Origin of the sequence: Chitinophaga solisilvae (assembly GCF_009928525.1) — a bacterium.
Classification (GTDB): Bacteria; Bacteroidota; Bacteroidia; order Chitinophagales; family Chitinophagaceae; genus Chitinophaga; species Chitinophaga solisilvae.
In genome coordinates, this window is the sequence record NZ_JAABOK010000002.1 from 583,229 (window position 1) to 600,759 (window position 17,531).

16 protein-coding genes are annotated in these 17,531 nt (G+C 48.2%); 7 read left to right on the top strand and 9 right to left on the bottom strand.

Translation table 11 applies throughout. The features are described from left to right. Positions 1-16 precede the first annotated feature (16 nt). From GWG06_RS05130 to GWG06_RS05155, 6 genes are all read right to left on the bottom strand, one after another. The gene (locus GWG06_RS05130) at positions 17-1,021 is read right to left on the bottom strand and encodes an alpha/beta fold hydrolase (RefSeq protein ID WP_160711758.1); all 1,005 of its coding nucleotides are present in this window, start codon (positions 1,019-1,021) and stop codon (positions 17-19) included. A 20-nt stretch (positions 1,022-1,041) separates the two neighbouring features. Beyond that, positions 1,042-1,497 (bottom strand): hypothetical protein, encoded by a 456-nt coding sequence (locus GWG06_RS05135; protein ID WP_160711760.1) that lies wholly within the window; start codon positions 1,495-1,497, stop codon positions 1,042-1,044. A 2-nt stretch (positions 1,498-1,499) separates the two neighbouring features. Beyond that, entirely contained in the window at positions 1,500-2,474 is a 975-nt protein-coding gene (locus GWG06_RS05140; RefSeq protein ID WP_160711762.1) for a heme-binding domain-containing protein, read from the bottom strand. 127 nt (positions 2,475-2,601) lie between these two features. Beyond that, on the bottom strand, positions 2,602-3,378 hold the full coding sequence (locus GWG06_RS05145) for a DUF1223 domain-containing protein (RefSeq protein WP_160711764.1): 777 nt from the start codon (positions 3,376-3,378) through the stop codon (positions 2,602-2,604). A 64-nt stretch (positions 3,379-3,442) separates the two neighbouring features. Then, the gene (locus GWG06_RS05150) at positions 3,443-3,880 is read right to left on the bottom strand and encodes an organic hydroperoxide resistance protein (RefSeq protein ID WP_235938148.1); all 438 of its coding nucleotides are present in this window, start codon (positions 3,878-3,880) and stop codon (positions 3,443-3,445) included. Positions 3,881-3,898: 18 nt separating this feature from the next. Continuing rightward, complete coding sequence (locus GWG06_RS05155) at positions 3,899-4,357, bottom strand: protein-disulfide reductase DsbD domain-containing protein (protein WP_160711766.1); 459 nt, start codon at positions 4,355-4,357, stop codon at positions 3,899-3,901. Positions 4,358-4,692: 335 nt separating this feature from the next. Here GWG06_RS05155 and GWG06_RS05160 point away from each other — a divergent pair, with 335 nt between their 5' ends. The 4 genes from GWG06_RS05160 (at position 4,693) to GWG06_RS05175 (ending at position 7,917) form a co-directional block, all read left to right on the top strand. Then, on the top strand, positions 4,693-5,721 hold the full coding sequence (locus GWG06_RS05160; protein ID WP_127034228.1) for a sensor histidine kinase: 1,029 nt from the start codon (positions 4,693-4,695) through the stop codon (positions 5,719-5,721). Beyond that, positions 5,702-6,463, top strand: coding sequence for a LytR/AlgR family response regulator transcription factor (locus GWG06_RS05165; protein WP_160711768.1), 762 nt, complete (start codon positions 5,702-5,704; stop codon positions 6,461-6,463). Before GWG06_RS05160 ends, GWG06_RS05165 begins: the two co-directional genes overlap by 20 nt. Before the next feature lie 39 nt (positions 6,464-6,502). After that, positions 6,503-7,192, top strand: a complete 690-nt coding sequence (locus GWG06_RS05170) for an AraC family transcriptional regulator (protein WP_160711770.1) — start codon at positions 6,503-6,505, stop codon at positions 7,190-7,192. A 62-nt stretch (positions 7,193-7,254) separates the two neighbouring features. Then, complete coding sequence (locus tag GWG06_RS05175; protein WP_160711772.1) at positions 7,255-7,917, top strand: class I SAM-dependent methyltransferase; 663 nt, start codon at positions 7,255-7,257, stop codon at positions 7,915-7,917. 2 nt (positions 7,918-7,919) lie between these two features. On the opposite strand, the gene chrA is transcribed toward GWG06_RS05175, so the two are convergent. After that, complete coding sequence (chrA, locus tag GWG06_RS05180; protein ID WP_160711774.1) at positions 7,920-9,263, bottom strand: chromate efflux transporter; 1,344 nt, start codon at positions 9,261-9,263, stop codon at positions 7,920-7,922. Positions 9,264-9,501: 238 nt separating this feature from the next. On the opposite strand from chrA, the gene GWG06_RS05185 reads away from it, so the two are divergent. Further along, positions 9,502-10,500, top strand: a complete 999-nt coding sequence (locus GWG06_RS05185) for a hypothetical protein (protein WP_160711776.1) — start codon at positions 9,502-9,504, stop codon at positions 10,498-10,500. Between the two features lie 26 nt (positions 10,501-10,526). Here GWG06_RS05185 and GWG06_RS05190 read toward each other — a convergent pair whose 3' ends face one another. Continuing rightward, a complete protein-coding gene (locus GWG06_RS05190) occupies positions 10,527-11,306 on the bottom strand; it encodes a response regulator transcription factor (protein ID WP_160711778.1) in 780 nt (259 codons plus the stop codon). Beyond that, entirely contained in the window at positions 11,288-14,455 is a 3,168-nt protein-coding gene (locus GWG06_RS05195) for a ligand-binding sensor domain-containing protein (RefSeq protein ID WP_160711780.1), read from the bottom strand. Before GWG06_RS05195 ends, GWG06_RS05190 begins: the two co-directional genes overlap by 19 nt. Before the next feature lie 177 nt (positions 14,456-14,632). Here GWG06_RS05195 and GWG06_RS05200 point away from each other — a divergent pair, with 177 nt between their 5' ends. After that, a complete protein-coding gene (locus GWG06_RS05200) occupies positions 14,633-15,655 on the top strand; it encodes a glycoside hydrolase family 43 protein (RefSeq protein WP_160711782.1) in 1,023 nt (340 codons plus the stop codon). A 27-nt stretch (positions 15,656-15,682) separates the two neighbouring features. Then, positions 15,683-17,530, top strand: a complete 1,848-nt coding sequence (locus GWG06_RS05205; RefSeq protein WP_160711784.1) for a glycoside hydrolase family 2 protein — start codon at positions 15,683-15,685, stop codon at positions 17,528-17,530. The last annotated feature ends 1 nt before the right edge of the window (position 17,531 follow it).

The following is a 17,531-nucleotide window of genomic DNA, read 5'->3' on the forward strand; positions in this document are numbered from 1 at the left end:
TTTTTAAGATGGGTGATTATCTGCCTAAGCTGCCTGCTTCTGTAATAGCGTCTGCAAAAGCCTGTGGCGCCTCTTCCGGCAGGTTATGCCCGATGCCTCCTGTAATGGTATGATGTACATATTTGCCGGTGAATTTTGTGGCATAGGCAGCCGGGTCGGGATGAGGCGCGCCGTTGGCGTCTCCTTCGAGTGTAACGGTGGGCACTGTAATAACCGGACTGCGGGCCAGTTTTTCTTCCAGGGCATCATATTGCTTTTCACCGGTGGCGAGTCCGAGTCTCCAGCGATAGTTATGTATTACAACCGCTACATGATCCGGATTGTCAAAAGCGGCGGCAGCGCGGTTGAAGGTGCTGTCAGTGAAATGCCACTGCGGGGAGGCGGTTTGCCAGATGAGTTTTGCAAAGGCGCGGGTATTGGCAGCGTAGCCGGCTTCTCCGCGGGGTGTAGCGAAATAATACTGGTACCACCATGCCAGCTCGGCCCGGGGAGGCAGCGGCGCTTTATTAGCCTGCTGGCTGCCGATCAGGTAACCGCTGACAGATACCAGCGCGCTGACACGTTCGGGCCATAAGGCGGCCATGATGTCCGCTGTGCGTGCGCCCCAGTCGTATCCGCCGATGATGGCCCTATCTATTTTCAGCGCATCCATGAATGCAATGATATCGGCGGCCAGTGCTGACTGCTGCCCGTTCCGCATTGTGGCGGGCGACAGAAACGTGGTGGTGCCATACCCGCGCAGGTAAGGAACAAAGACATGATAGCCCTTTGCTGCCAGTATAGCCGTCACACCGGCATAACTGTGAATATCATAAGGCCATCCGTGCAGGAGAATAACAGGCCGGCCACCATCAGGCCCGGCTTCTGCATAGCCGATATTCAGCACGCCTGCTTTTACCTGTTTAATATTATCGTAGAAAAGAGAGTCTGGCTGTGCCTGCGCTGCAAACAGTTGTGGTATGGCAAGAACGCTGAAAAGGAAAGTTGCGATCATGCTTTTGTATGTGCTCCGTTTTATCATGACTGTATATTTTTAATGCATTAATGATGTGAAAAGATCTGTTGACCGGGAAACTGAACAGGTTTGTATCCCAGAATGTATTGAATTCTTGTTGCGGCTGTAGCTTTGTCTGGTAGCGGATTTCCTTCGAGATGATAAGTGATGGAATCCGGTGTGACTGTATGAACGGTTTCAACGCGTAGTAATGCTCCGTTGATCCTGCTGCCGGTATATTGCGGATTATCATGAAAGCGCCATGTTACGAGCTTTATCTCTGCGCCTGTGGCCTGTTTATCGCCGGCAGACAATAACCGGTAAGCCGCTTCATTGCCGTATAAGGCAGATATGGTTTCCTGTCCGGGATGCAGCGATGACGCGATGAATTTCAGCTTCCCGGCGTCAAATACTACCCTGACGTGTTCATCCTGTGGTCGTTTCCCTGTACAGGAAGTAAGTATGGTAATGCCTGTCAGTAGTAAGCAGAAGAGGTATTTCATGATTAACGGATTTTAGCGATGATACTATCAGGGTTTATTTTCAGCGGTACGTCAAAGAGGTAGCCGGTAGATTCCGCCAGCTGCCGGTGACAGCTGATACATGACTGCTCGGCAAACATGGGGGTTTTCCCGGTAGGCTCAAGAGAGGGGCCGCTGAATTTGGCAAATCCCCAGCCTTCCGTGCTTTTGTATTGCTGCGCATTTTTTTCCATGAACTGCGCATTAATAAATTCGCCGGGCCTTATTTCTCCTTCCGGTGATAATTCCTGCTTCCACACGGCTTTTACGACAACGCTGCCATCAGGCCAGGGATGAAAATTTTCTTCGCGTACTGCCTTCGCTGCAATGTCATTACCATATATCACCCGGATGGAATTATCGAAAAGGGTACTCATACTGATGACGGTCCATTGCATAAATGCATTGGTATATTTTACGCCGTTGGGAGATACCGGAAATTTTTCGGGTATGCTCCCGGCCACGGCAGGATGCTCGCTGGCGGTAGTAGCTTCCTTACTTTTACTGGTCAGCGATAAAGTATATTTTTTAATGATGTCAATTTCTGCAGCAGATACCTTTGCGCCCGGATGCAGCAGCGCATATGGCGGCAGCGGCATCTTTCCTGCCTGCAGCATATTCAGTATGGCATACATATTTCCGGTATGGGCTGCCGGTGAAACTTTGTCCCATTCGGAGAAGTTCAATACTTCGCGGGCTTTGTCAATATCTTTCTTCACCAGCCAGGAAGCGGGCGCCAGGTGGTCAAACCAGCTTAACTGCTGCTCGTTGGAATGACAATCGTAGCAGGAGCGTTCGAGGATAGCCATCACTTCTTTCGGCGCAGTGGTGATATGGCCGGTCACAGGCCGTGAGGCCAATGGGGCTGTGAAGAACTGCAACCCTGCCAGTACCGCCACTGCTGCGGCCAGCACGAGATAGATGCGTCTGATGCGGATAGATTTTTTAGTTGCTTCCATGATAGATGTTTTATCAGTGTTGATCTGTCATCAAAATTAGATGCCCGCAGGCCGGAGAAGAAGTTGAAACCGGGGAACCGGACATTTTAGCTGCCGGAACCGGAATTTCCGGGCGCGAATAAACAGGTCATAGATCCGCTTTGGCTGCCTGGGTTATTTTGCCGGTAGCAGACTGCTGTACAAAGGCGACCACTTCCCAGGCACCAGGGCGGAAATCACGCGGGAGTCCTGCAGATACCTGGCCCTGTGCCTGCAGTGGCTGCTGTTCCAGCGCCCTCACAATCTGTACGTGCGTCAGCTGTTTACCGGCATTCTCTCCGGCCGCTACCTGTGAGCTGGCATTTTTCTGCACCAGCGCTACGAGTATATGTGCGGATGCATCGGCTGCTATACCGGTATAGGAGATAACCGCCTCTTTGCCGGTAACGGTGGCGCGGATAGTTAAACCACTGGCAGATGTCTCCTGCAGCGCAGACCGGATGCCACTCAGCACACTGCTTTCATCGGAACCTACCATCTCTGTTTGCCCGTTAATCACTACCTGCGGCGTATAGATGGTGCTGAGCCGCAACCAGGCGGCATACTGCTTTTGCCGGTCTGTAAACGCTGATTTACTGAACCTGTCTTTCCATCCCTGATGGTCCCAGTAGTCCACATGAAAAGCCAGGATGTACAACTGCCTGTTGTTGTTATCACGCTGCAGCTTTTCAATGAGGGCATCTGCCGGCGGACAGCTCCAGCATCCTTCCGAGGTAAAGAGCTCCACCACGGCAAATCCCCGGGTTGTACTATCCTGCTGTATCCTGCTGACCATCTGCTGCCGGTTGATATGGCTGAATGCTGCCATAGCGATGAATAACAACGGCAGACCTATGAACAGGGCGATTTCTTTAAACGGCTTCATTTTATGTGGTGATTTGATTATTGGAGATTGTTTGATGAGCATGGTTGTCCTTTCATGAATACGCTTAAAGGATGTTGATGGAGATGTTGATGTTTCCGCTGACAGCTTTGGAGTAGGGACAGGTCTGATGCGCAAGTGCGGCCAGTTGCTGTGCCAGTTCCGGGTCTGTGCCCGGCAGGGAAATATCGAGGCGTGCCTGCAGAAAATAGGCGCCGTCCGTGGTACCCAGGTCTACTGCTGCATCTACATAGGTGTCTTTGGGTAAAACAGTCTGCAGTTTTCTGGCGGCCAGTCCCAGCGCACCGATGAAACATGCCGACCATCCGGCTGCGAAAAGCTGTTCGGGATTAGTACCTGCGCCTTGAGCGCCCGGCGTTGAAAGCGCAATGTCCAGTCTGCCGTCGTCACTCCTGGAACTTCCCTCCCTGCCGCCTGTGGTGCGGGTTCTGGCTGTATACAATACTTTTTCCAATACGATAGTTGTCTGCATGTTATTGTTCATAATAGGTAGGTTTTAATGTTATCTGTTAAGGTGAATAGTAAATGAGATGGTTTGTGGTGGTAAACATTGCTGCTCACTGCAGGCCGTAAATTCAACCGTACCGCTTACAGTGGCAGCAGGCTGTGTTAAGGTCACCTGCTGCCGGAATACCACTTCCTTTTCGAAATAGGAGATATTTAGTCCGAAGAGTTTTTCAAACCTGGTGAGCGGCTCCGGCTGTATTACTTTGCCTTCGGGCCGCCAGGATGCCTGCCGGAGAAAGCTGACAGCCATCCGCACGGGGCTGTTCGCAGGATTGTTTAGTGCATATATATGCCAGCCATCCTGTATGGTGGCTTTGATAAGCAGCGTAGCTGCACGGGCAGCTGTTTTTTCCGCACTGAAACTCCAGGTAACAGGTGGCAGCGATTGTCCGTAGCTGCTGCCAGCCAGCGAAATCATCATCAGCAGTGCGCCTGTCATCAGTATATTTTTCATCTTGCTTATGTATTAATTTGATATTTTGTGATGCTGTGTTCAGCGTTAATACAGTACAAAGAGAAACCAAACCGGTACAAAAGCATAGTACGGATCAGATGAAGCCGGCATTTTGATGGTTGAACCGGACAATAGCAGCCATGGCGGATTTTAGCTGATTGTAACCACCGGATATGCCGGCGCAGTCATCTGCCGGATTCAGGTCCGGAATAGCCGGCTTCAGCGTCTGTTATGCCGGCTTCAGCAACCGGATCACGTGGTTTAACGGCACAGTGCATACATTTGTACAGCGCTGCCATCAGGAAGACGCATCATAATATTGTAATGAGAAAAGAATGAGTACAAAACAGCAACCGGCATTTACCATATCCAACCGGATCATATGGCTAAGCTCCGTTTCCCTGGGTATCTTAACAGCCATACCTAAAATAGCCGATCATCACTTCGTATTATATGAGGCGCTCGTGGATGCAGGTGTTACCTCGCTTTTTTCCCTGCTGATATGGTACTATAACCTGTACGCCCTGCCGGCTTATACGGCAGGAAAGACCGGCGCAGGATTTGGTACCAGGCGGCTGCTGAAAGGCCTGCTGGTAGGTTTGGTGCTGATGTTCCTGTTATCCTGTATCCAGCAGTATCTTTTATCTCACCTGAATTTCGGGCCGGTCATGCTGATGTTTGAAGTCAGAGGTATCCTGATTAACCTGACCTTCTATATGTTTATCCACCTGCTGCACCAGAGTTATCTCAACCAGCAGGTATCCCTGGAGCTGGAACGTACTACCAACGCAAGCCTGTGGGCGCAATACGAACTGCTGAAACAGCAGGTGAATCCGCACTTTCTTTTCAATAGCCTCAATACGCTGAAATATATGGTGGAAAGCGGCGACAGACAGGCGGTTGATTTTATTCTGAAGCTATCTGATTTTTACCGGTTCACGCTGGAAAGCCGTAAGCAGCAGCTGATACAGCTGTCTGAAGAGCTGGAAATACTGAATGCCTATATGTATCTGCTGAAAGCCCGTTTTGAAAATGGTATAGATCTGTCGGTGCGTCTGGATGAAACGGTGACAGCCTCGCTGATACCGCCGTTTACCCTGCAGCTGCTTATAGAGAATTGTATCAAGCACAATATTGTTTCACTGGATAAGCCATTGCATATACATCTTTATACAGCCGGAGGATACATTGTAACGGAGAATAACATACAGCTGAAACGGGTGCCGGAAGCCTCTACCGGTATAGGATTGGAGAATATTAACCAGCGTTATCAGCATCTGCTGGATAAAGAAATTATTATTGACGTTACTGCCGATAAGTTTACCATTAAATTACCCATCATATATGAACGCGATCATCATTGAGGATGAAATTAAAGCAGCCCGGTCGCTGGAGAACCTGATACTGAAATTGCGTCCATCCGTCCGTATACTGGCTAAGCTGCAAAGTGTGGAAGCGGCAATTGACTACCTGTCTCATCAGGAAATGCCGGAGCTGATATTTATGGACATTCAGCTGTCGGACGGACTTTGTTTTGATATCTTTAAGTCAGTGACCATTACCTGCCCGGTGATCTTCTGTACTGCCTACGGGGAATATACGCTGGAAGCTATCAAAGCCAATGGTGTGGATTATCTGCTGAAACCATTTTCGGAAGATGATCTGAAAAATGCTTTCGAAAGAGTGGAAAGTTTTAAGAACTTCTTTCAGCAGCATACCGGTAACGGGCTGCAGGATGTAATCCGTAAGATCAGCGCAGATGAAGGGAAGACGAGTTTCCTGGTGTTTAAGAACCAGAAGTACATGACCGTACCCACCGATCAGATAGCCTTTATCTATATCAAATATACTTCTCCGGCGATAGTGACGCTCAGCGGGGAAGAGTATTCCCTGAACCAGTCCCTGGACCAGATACAGCAGCAGTTATCCGCCAGGCAGTTCTTCCGGCTGAACCGGCAGTACCTCATCAGTTTCTCCGCTGTAAAGGAAGTGGAACATTATTTTGCCAGGAAATTACATGTGCGCCTGCAGGTGGCCACGCCGGAAAAGCTGCTGATCGGGAAAGATAAAACAGCAGCATTCCTGAGCTGGCTGGAAGAGCGATAGTATTTAATATAACCGTTACCGTTATACAGGCAAGGAAGTATGTCTTTAGAACTATTCAATATCGGTCAGGGATATGCCGTATTCACGGAAAGTGATTACGAAACCCGCAGACATGCCCATTACGCTATAGAGATCGTATATGCTGCCACAGGCGTTTTCAGTATAAGCACCCGGCACGGGGAATATCACCAGCTGGAGAATGTAATCATCCCATCTAATCTGCCACATCGTTTCAGTTGTTTAAACGCCACCTGTCAGCTGGTATTTTTAGATCCGTTGTCGGCCGCAGGCAGATATTTCGTACAGCTGTACCAGTTAGACACGCTGAAAGATGTGCTGGTGAATGTTCCCGGCCTGATACCGCTGTACCGGGAGGAAAAACAGGTGTTGCCGGATATGAACAATACCCCCGGTATGGACAGCAGAATTCTTCACTGTATGGAAATGATAGATGCGCGGCTGACAGGCGATAATATCCCACTGGCGGAATTATCGGCAGCGGTGTGCCTCTCGGAAGGCAGGCTTTCCCACCTGTTCAAGGGGGAAACGGGCATCTCCGTGCATCAGTATATGCTGTGGAAGAAAATGTTGCTGGCTGTGCGGCTGTCAAGAGAAGGGCATTCCCTCACTGCCTGTGCGCATTACGTTGGTTTTACAGATTCTTCCCATTTCAACCGGGTATTTTACAGGATGTTTGGTATCAAGCCCTTCTTTGCCCTTAAAAGTTAGCAGCTTTGTACAATTTTTACCGCTGTTATTTAGGGAGCTTTGCCCTGTAATCAATCGCAGATATGGCAACAATAGTACAGGGAAAAAAGAAGTATATCCCCGCATTGGGTTATGACCAGCTCACAGGGTACTATGACCTGATAGTAAGACTGACCATGCCGGAGAAGGAATTCAGGAAACGGCTTATCGATGCAGTTGCGCCACATAGCGGAGAAACTATCCTGGAGTTCGGCGCAGGCACAGGACAGAACCTGATAGCCCTGCAGCAAAGAAATAATCAGATCCGTCTTACTGGTGTTGATATTGATCCTAAAGTCAACGCCATTGCCGCCCGGAAAATAGCTAAACATGGTTTCCGCCTGCAACTGGATCTGTATGACGGAGCAACCTTCCCTTACGCAGATCATTCCTTTGATAAAGTATTCAGCTCACTGGTTTTTCATCAGCTGGACAGCGAAACGAAGCATGCCTGTCTGCAGGAAATTTACCGGGTATTAAAACCCGGAGGCCGGCTTGTTATCGGCGACTGGGGCCGCCCTGCTTCCATATGGATGCGATGCGCCTTTTACCTGGTACAGCTGGTAGACGGATTCAAAACAACTCACGATAATGTAAAGGGACGTATGCCTGCATTTATCAGCCGGGCGGGGTTTAAAGATGTCTGTGAATCAGATTTTATCAACACCGGTATCGGCACCTTCTGTTACTATCTGGCAACAAAGTAGTCTTACAGCAGCCAGTAGCGCAGGAGTCCGTACAGCAGGCTCAGTATAACCAGGTGCAGCACATTGATGCGGAACTTCAACTGCAGCAGCAGCGCTACCAGTACCCAGCCCAGCGCGAGGTAATCGATACTGCCGGGAGATACTTCCGCAGGAAACAGGATATCTTTTCCCAGGAAGAAGGTGAGGTTCAGGATAACACCCACGACAGTGGCTGTTACCAGCGATAACATGCTCTGAATGGTGATACTGCCCTGGGAGCGTTCTATCAGCGGCGCGCCCATAAAGATGAACAGGAAATTAGGGACAAAAGTGAAGTAGGTAGTGGCCAGCAGTCCGATAGCGCCCATCAGCAGGGAGCCGTTGAAATGATTGTAGCCTGCCATGAACCCGACATAGGAGAGAACAATGATGAGTGGTCCGGGTGTTGTTTCCGCCAGCGCGAACCCGTCTATCATCTGGGTCTTATTCAGCCAGAAGAGCTTACCGACAACCGTCTGCGCCACATACGGAATAACGGTGTAGGAACCGCCGATGGTAATAAAAGCAGTTTCTGTAAAGAAGCAGGACAGCTGTTTCCAGAAGCCTTTATCTCCGCCCAGCGTCAGCAACATGATAAACGGTATCAGCCATAGCAATAAAAAGGAGAGTAATAGCTTTAATGCAGTGGAGCCTTTAAAGGAACGATGCGCCGGTTGTGCCATGTTCAGGTAATAATCCTGTTCCTGCTGGTCACCGGTGGTTTCTTTCTTTTTGAGATGTAATACCGATGGCGCAATGAAACGCAGCACCACAGCCAGCGCCAGCACAGCAACAATAATCCAGGGCATGGGTGTATGCAGTACGTACGTGCAGAAAAAGGCGGCGCCAGCTACCAGGAAATGAACCGGCTGCAGTAATGCTTTACTGCCTACTTTCTGGGTAGCCACCAGAATAATTGCCAGCACCGCAGGTTTCAGACCGTCGAACATCGCCAGTAGCCAGGGGCTGTTACCATAACATACATAGATAATGCTCAGCGCCAGCAGTATTAACATAGACGGCAGTACGAAAAATGTACCTGCCAGAATACCGCCTTTCCTGCCATGTAATTTCCACCCGATATAGATAGCCAGCTGCTGCGCTTCAGGACCGGGTAATATCATGCAATGATTGAGGGCATGGATGAATTTGCTGTTGCTGATCCATTTTCTTTTTTCCACGAGGTAGTCGTGCATAATGGCAATATGCCCGGTGGTGCCGCCGAAACTGATCCAGCCCAGTTTAAACCAGAATTGCATGGCTTCTCTGAAGGAGGGCCGGGTGTGTGTCGGTTTATGTATAGCCGGATTAGTATTGCTCTGATGCATGCGTGGATTACTTTTAATGGCTGGTTAATTACCGGTTGGCGAAGGGGTAAAGATAAGGATTTGCAGAGTAAGATGCAAGCAGGAAGCATGGATATTTGAAGGACTTGAATGCTGGGTATGCTATTCTTTGAATGATGAAATAATTATTTATATTGTAGGTATAAGTATTGGTATAAACTGGCAATTTAGAATAGTATGGTTGGGTTTTGAATTATCATTAATTGTATAACTTCATTCAATGTTAATAGGCATTACGAACCCTGATGAAATAGCAGCATGTATTTCAAGCTTTAAGAGCATCATGACTCACTATGCAGATGTCCAGATTCCCATTATGTATTCTTCACGTGCTAATACAAGGCCAGAACTGATTGCGAATTTTTCAAGAAAGCATAATCTTTGGTGGAGTATAGAGAAAAGAGGTAATAAATACTGGAATATTTTTGGTAGGGGAAAACCACATAAGAATAAAACCAATAGAGGTAGGTGTCAGATTAATGTGCCTGTTAGAGGTTTTAGCAAACAAATAAGGGGAGGATTTGCAAAGGATAGTAATGGGAATGTATATTTATTACATAATGGTGGCGTTGGTGGCGGTATGTTAGGAATAAGTAGGTCTGGCTTTGTAAGATGGTACTCAGATACAAGAGAAGAAATAATTTATGATGAACAGGTAGAATTATTTTACGTAGTAGGAGAATTGACTTCTCCGAATTTTATTGAACAATTGAATTTTTTCATTGAGAAAGTTTATGAGTTTAAAGAAGGTGACCCAACTGATGTGCAGAATGAATTGAATATGTTGGAAGCCGGAGAGTCTTTACTCAGATCTCCATATACTATGCCAGAAAGGATCGTTTTCAGGGGCGTTAATCATGCAATTGTAGTTAACGAATTACTTAACCAACTTAGAGTGCATAAGGTTTCAGCCTACCGGAACAGATTTATGGATACTTTCATCATTAATAAACAAGGAGTTTGTACACATATTTTTGAGGTGAAATGTAAACTTACAACACAATCTCTTTATACCGGAATTGGGCAATTATTAATTTATGGACTTAATTACCCAAGAGCAAAACGTTATCTGCTAATCGAAGAAGAATACGTTGAAGAAATACATAAAGATTTGGAAAGGTTAAATATTAACTGTATTTCATATAAATGGAAGCGTAAAAAACCAGAGATCCAATTAGTACATGTATTAGATGATATTATCCCCGTTACCAAAAGATGAAAAATCTTTACTGAATAAGACTTGATTCAGCCTCCTTTTCCTCCCTGTATCTGCGCCACATACCTCGAAGGCAGTATCCCAAACTGTTTCTGGAAATTCTTTCCGAAGTTGGTCAGCGAAGCAAAGCCGCAAAGATCCGCTACCTCATTTATTTTATACGCGCCGGTTGATAATAGCGAAGCTGCTTTTTTAAGGCGGGTAATATTAATCAGTTCATGCGGTGTTAAATCTGAAATAGCTTTTATCTTCCTGTAAAAAGTCGGCCGGCTCATATTCATGAGGTCTGCCAGTTGTTCCACATCCAGGTCGATGTTGGTGAGGTGCTGATGAATCAGGTCCTGCAGCTTTTCCAGGAATTGTTCGTCTGCACTGGTATGCGCCATACTGCGCAGATGTACCAGCGGTGTGCTGGCATAATACGATTTTATTTTATGACGGTTGCTGAGTAAGCTGGCAATTTGCGCCTGCAGGAATTCCGGTGAAAATGGTTTTTCTATGTATGCATCTGCCCCCAGTTCCAGCCCTTCTATTTTTGCCTGCAGCGTATTACGGGCCGTGAGCAGAATGACGGGAATATGACTGGATTCAAAACCGGATTTAATGATACGGCATAACTCAAAGCCATCCATTACCGGCATCATCACATCGCTGATGACCAGCTGTACGGGTTGCTCCTGCAATACTTCCAGCGCCGCTGCACCATTGGGGGCAGTTATTACCCGGTATTTTTCTTCCAGATCACTGGCGATGAAGGAACATATTTCTTCATTATCATCTACCAGCAGTATCAGCGGTTTATTTTCCATGTACTCAGATTAAATTCTATTTCCTGGTGAATAGGTAAGGTAAGAGAAAAAACATTAAGGCCGGGCTCGGTGGTTATCAGCTCCAGGCTGCCTTTATGCAGCAGTGTCAGGGATCTCGATAATGACAGGCCGATACCTGTGCCTGATTGTCCCTCCGTTGCTTTCGCCCGGAAAAATGGTTCAAATATTTTCTCTTTCATCTCCGGAGGAATAACAGGCCCGTCATTTTTTACCAATATAGTAAAAGTAGTATCACCTTCCGCTACCGGTAACAAATGCACAGATGCCTTGGTGCCGGCATATTTGATGGCATTGTTCAGCAGGTTGCCTACTATTTTATGTAATGCCTCTGTATCGGTATAGGCAAAGAAATGAAGACATGACAACTCTATTTTGAAGCGGATGTTTTTTTGTTCTGCTGCTGGTGTAAAACGCAGGTGGTTTTCTTTCAGTAACTCCGGGATATCGGTGTTTACAAAATTCAGGCTGAAACCATTGATTTCTGTTTTGCGGAAGTCGAGCAACTGATTGGTGAGGTCAAGCAGGCGATCGGTATTGCGCTCCATGATACGCAGGTTTTTCTGTATCTGCGGTACCTCTGCTGATTTGCGGATCACATTTTCCATCGGTCCTTTAATCAGTGTAAGTGGTGTCCGTATTTCATGTGCGAGGTGCGTGAAGAATTCAATTTTCGCCTGATATACTTCCTTCTCTTTTTCATGTGCCAGCAATTCCAGTTGCCGCTTTTGTTTTTGCAAGGCACGCTGATGATACCAGCTGATGATACCATAGATAATACTGCCGAGTAATAACAGGTAAAAGGTATATGCGCCGTAGCTGGCCCAGAACGGCGGCAGTATTTCTATATGCAGTACCCGTGGCGATACGCTCCAGTTACCGCTGCTGTTAGCTGCTCTTACGAGGAAGCGGTAGGCGCCGGGAGATAATTTTGTAAAATAGGCTTTGCGGTTGCTTTCCAGGTAGGTCCAGTCCTGGTCCAGCCCTTCCATCTTATACGCATAGGCGGTCATGGCCGGTGAAGTATAACTGAGGGCGGCGAAGTCAATGCTGAACGATGACTGATCGTGTGACAGTACGATGGTATCTGTAAACGAAACCGACTGCTGTAATATATCTCCTACCTGCGCCTCTTTGCCGAATACCTGGAAACCGGTGATATATACCGGTGGCTGGAAACTGTTGCGCAGAAAGTGATCGGGATTAAAACGGATCATGCCCTTCACGCTGCCGAAGTACATATTGCCGCTGCTGTCTTTATAAACCGCATTATAGTTAAACTGGTCATTTAACAGACCGTTGGCAGTGGTAAATACGGCTGCTTTTCCGGTGGCCGGAGAAAAGCAGGCAATCCCTTTGGAGGTAGTTACCCATAGCTGCCGGTGGCTGTCTTCCAGGATGCTGAAAATCAGGCTGCTGAGAAAACCATGCCGGGTGCCGTAGGTGGTAAAGGTTTGCTGCTGCGGATGAAACAGACACAGACCATCGTCGGTGGCCAGCCATAGCCGCTTGCTGCTGTCTTCAAATATCCTGTTCACGCGGTTGTCAGCCAGACTGCCGGGAGTAGCTGTATCATGCCGGTACCGTCCTTTTTTCCCGGTGCGCCGGTTGTAATAATAAAGCCCGTCTCTGATAGTGCCCAGCCAGATGGTGCCTTCGCTGTCTTCAAATACTGTGGTATAGAATATATAGTCGGGGGCCTCTGTTACGGTGTCAAAATCATCACGGTCATGGTTATACTGAAATAATCCGCGGGTGGTGGCAATCAGTATTTCGCCGGTACGTGTCTGCAGCATGGCATAGATAAAATTGCTGTGCAGATCATGAGGGCCGCTGCCGGCTTTATAGTGGCGGATAAATTTCCCGGTGCGGATGTGCATGATGTCGAGGCCATGTTCGAAAGTGCCGATCCACAGGGAGTCGCCGGTAACAAGCAGTCCGTGGATATTGTAGTGCGACAGACCTGTTTGCGGTGGCAGCGCTGGCCGGATGTTCATGAAATCGCCGGTGGCAGGCGTGAATTTATTCAACCCGCCATCTTCCGTGCCTATCCACAGATGTCCGTATTTATCCGGATGTATTTCCCGTACTGCATTGCCGCCGAGAGATGCTGCGCCTGTTTTAGGAAAGAATTTTTCAAAGGCCGTATACTGCTGCGGAAAATAATTGATGCCACCAAAGTAGGTACCTGCCCATATGCCGCCTTCCCTGTCCTTGCAGAAGCTGTATACGGCATTGTCCGATATGGAGTAAGGATCGTTGTATTTTTTTTTCAGGTTGATGACTGAGCCACTTTCCGGATAATAAATGTAGATACCTGATTCTGATGCAAGCCAGTATTCACCACTGCTGCGGCGGATCACATCGCGCGCATATATCTCTGTATGATCTGCCGCATCCGTAAGCATGTCCTTATAGGTACGTGTGCGCAGATCAAACAGCTTCAATCCCTGTGCATTGGTACAAACCCAGATGGAATCCCGGCCGGCAGCCACTATTTTTTGTATGCCGCGGGAGCTGGTTGGCCGCGAATGATCAAAAAGTGAATAACTGCGGAAGGCGTCCTGCTGCGGATCATATACTGCCATCCTTCCTTCGGAAGAGGCCACCCACAGGAGGCCATCACTGCCGGTACACATGGCGGAGGCTTCCGGAAATCCTGTGTGTTCATAAAGACTGTCTGCCGCAGCCCGGTATCGGAACAGGCGGCCGCCGGAAGCAATCCAGATATTGCCCTGCCCGTCTTTGTGAATGGCGCGTACTTCTGCCGTAATAGTTTTATGTAAGATGCGGAACTGTTCAGTCCGGGGATTATAGATATAGGCTCCCTTATCTGTGCCGGTATATAACAGCCCGTTATCATCCTGGAAGAGGCTGATAATGGTATTGCCTCCCAGGCTGCCGGGCTGCCCCGTATTACGGAATACCCGGAAGGTATATCCGTCGAAACGATTGAGCCCGTATACGGTACCGAACCACATAAACCCCTGCTGGTCCTGTAAGGTACAGAGCACTGCATTATGCGATAATCCGTTCTCTACCTGGTAGTGAACGAAATTAACGGACTGGCTGTAAAGTGTTTGCGTCCACAGCAGCAACAGTAAAAATATATAGTGTCGGACCTGAATCATGCAATACCGTGGCTGAAGATTAAAGCTAATAAAACATTATCTAAAAGCAGAATGATACAAAAACGATAAAAATTGATATGAATAAGCAACCACGTAAGAAAAGGAAATCCTTTCTTTGAGAAAGTATGTTAAGCGTGGTTTTTACGCTTAAATAAGACCATTTTCTAAATCCATGTTATGAAAGGTAGCCAACTACTTTCGCTGATATGCTTACTGCTGGTAAGCAGCGTTGGCAGCGCTATGAAAGCCGATACCACCGGCATTTTTACCAACCCTTTACTGGGTAGTGGTCCTGATCCCTGGGTGATACGGCATAAGGGAATGTATTATTATATGCATACCACCGGTCATCATCTTGTTATTCGTAAAACAGAAAAGATGTCGGACCTCAGCAGGGCAAAGGAAGTGGTGATATGGACACCACCTGCCAAAGGCCCCGATGCCAGAGACATCTGGGCGCCTGAACTGCACCGCCTTAACAATAAATGGTACCTGTATTACAGCGCCGGCTCGTCAGACAGCATACATCCGCAACACACCTTTGTGCTGGAAAACAGCGCTGCAGACCCTGCCACCGGTACCTGGACCAGCAGGGGGCAGATCAGGGATACTGCCGCCGATTTTTTTGCGATAGATGGCACCGTATTCCGGCACCAGGGGAAAAACTATTTTATCTGGAGTGGCCATAACGGAAAGGACGTAGTACAACGGTTATACATCGCCCGTATGAAAAGCCCGTGGGAGCTGGTTTCGCCACGCGTCGAAATAGCTGCTCCGCAATATCCGTGGGAACACAACGGCATCAACGAAGGACCTGAAATACTGCGGAATGCAAGAGGAGACGTTTTCCTGGTGTTTTCTGCCTCAGGATGCTGGACAGATAATTACGCGCTGGGGATTATGCGCCTCCGCCACGGAACCGATCCCCTACAGGCCGGCAGCTGGGTGAAATCGCCGGAGCCCGTGCTGACATCAAAGCCTGAAAACGGCGCCTATGCCCCCGGACATAACGGCTTTTTTAAATCGCCCGACAGAAAGGAAGACTGGATCATTTATCACGCTAATTCAAAGGCAGCACAGGGCTGCGGACCACAAAGAAACCCGCGGATGCAGCGGATAGGCTGGAATACTGACGGCAGCCCCGTTTTGGGAGAACCGGTGAAAATAAATACACCCGTTAAAAACCCTTCAGGAGAATAACACCACTTTTTAAGATTAAATAAACATATGAAAAAGACGTACCTAATTTTTGCGCTGGCGCTCGGACTTGGCTGGAATACCGCAAAGGCCCAGCAGCAGGACTGGAAAATTGTAACTGGGAAAATTACCACTTCCTGGAGTGAACAGGTAACACCTGCCGCTACCTTGCCGGAATACCCGCGCCCACAGCTGGTACGCGGCAACTGGAAAAATCTGAACGGCTTGTGGAACTATGCTGTCAAGCCGAAGGATGAAGATAAACCTGCCAGCTGGGACGGGAAAATACTGGTGCCTTTTGCCGTAGAATCAGCGCTGTCAGGCGTAGGCCGTAATGTAGGAAAAGATAACATCCTCTGGTATAATACAACCGTTGCATTACCTGCTTCCATGCAGGGCAAAAAAATATTGCTGCATTTCGGGGCTGTAGACTGGCGTACAACCGTATACGTTAACGGGCAGGAAGCAGGTACGCATGAGGGCGGCTTCGATCCGTTCACCCTCGATATCACTGCACTCATAAAGAAAGGCAAACAGGATATTGTAGTAAAAGTATGGGATCCTACCGATGAAGGCGTGCAGCCACGCGGTAAACAGGTGAAGAAACCGGAAGGGATCTGGTATACGCCGGTAACAGGTATCTGGCAGACAGTATGGGTAGAAGGCGTAGCCGATACCTATATCGCCGGTACAAAACAAACACCGGATATAGACCAGGAAAGCCTGACCATTACTGCCGATGTGAAAAATCTGAAAGCCGGCGATGTGGTAACAGCCACCGCTTTTGACGGCAGCACCAAAGTAGCGGAAGGTGTTATCAATGGTGAAAATACCGTGCTGAAAATTACCGCTCCGAAGTTATGGTCACCGGAATCACCGTTCCTGTACGACCTGAAGCTGACAGTTACCCGTAAAGGCAAAGTAATTGATGAAGTGAAAAGCTATTTTGCCATGCGTAAATCTTCCATCGGGAAAGATGCCAATGGAATTGAACGCATGCTGCTGAATAATCGTTTTGTATTCCAGTACGGGCCGCTCGATCAGGGCTGGTGGCCTGACGGATTGTATACCGCGCCGACCGATGAAGCCCTGAAATTTGACATCGCCCAGACCAAAGCCATGGGCTTTAATATGATCCGTAAGCATATCAAGGTAGAACCGGCACGCTGGTATTACTATTGCGATCAGTTAGGCATCATGGTATGGCAGGATATGCCCAGCGGCGACCTCGGCAACGGATGGGAATCCCGCCCCGGCATCATCAGTCACGCCTCCGATAAGCAACGCTCCGCCGAATCGGAAGGCTACTACCGGAAAGAGTGGAATGTCATCATCGATCATCTGTACAACTACCCTTCTATTGTAGTATGGACGCCCTTCAACGAAGCCTGGGGCCAGTTTAAAACTATGGATATCGCTAAGTGGACTATGGAAAAAGATCCGTCCCGACTGGTGAATACTGCCAGCGGCGGTAACTTCTACCCGATAGGACATATCATTGACCTGCATAACTACCCCGAACCCGCCATGCCGGACCCGGCTATTTATGGCGATAAACGCGCGATCGTATTAGGGGAGTTCGGCGGACTGGGACTGCCGGTTAACGGACACGTATGGCAACAGAAAGATAACTGGGGCTACCAGAGCTTTAAAAATGCAGAAGACCTGTTTAAACGTTACAGCGGCTTTACCGACAGGCTGGAAACGTTCATCAGGCAGGGTTTATCAGCCGCCGTATACACACAGACCACTGATGTGGAAGTAGAAACAAACGGCCTGATGACCTACGACCGTAAAGTACAAAAGGTGCCGTTAGATAAATTGAAGGCCGTTCATCAGAAGTTATATAACCCGGCTTTGGTCACCATAAAACCATAAA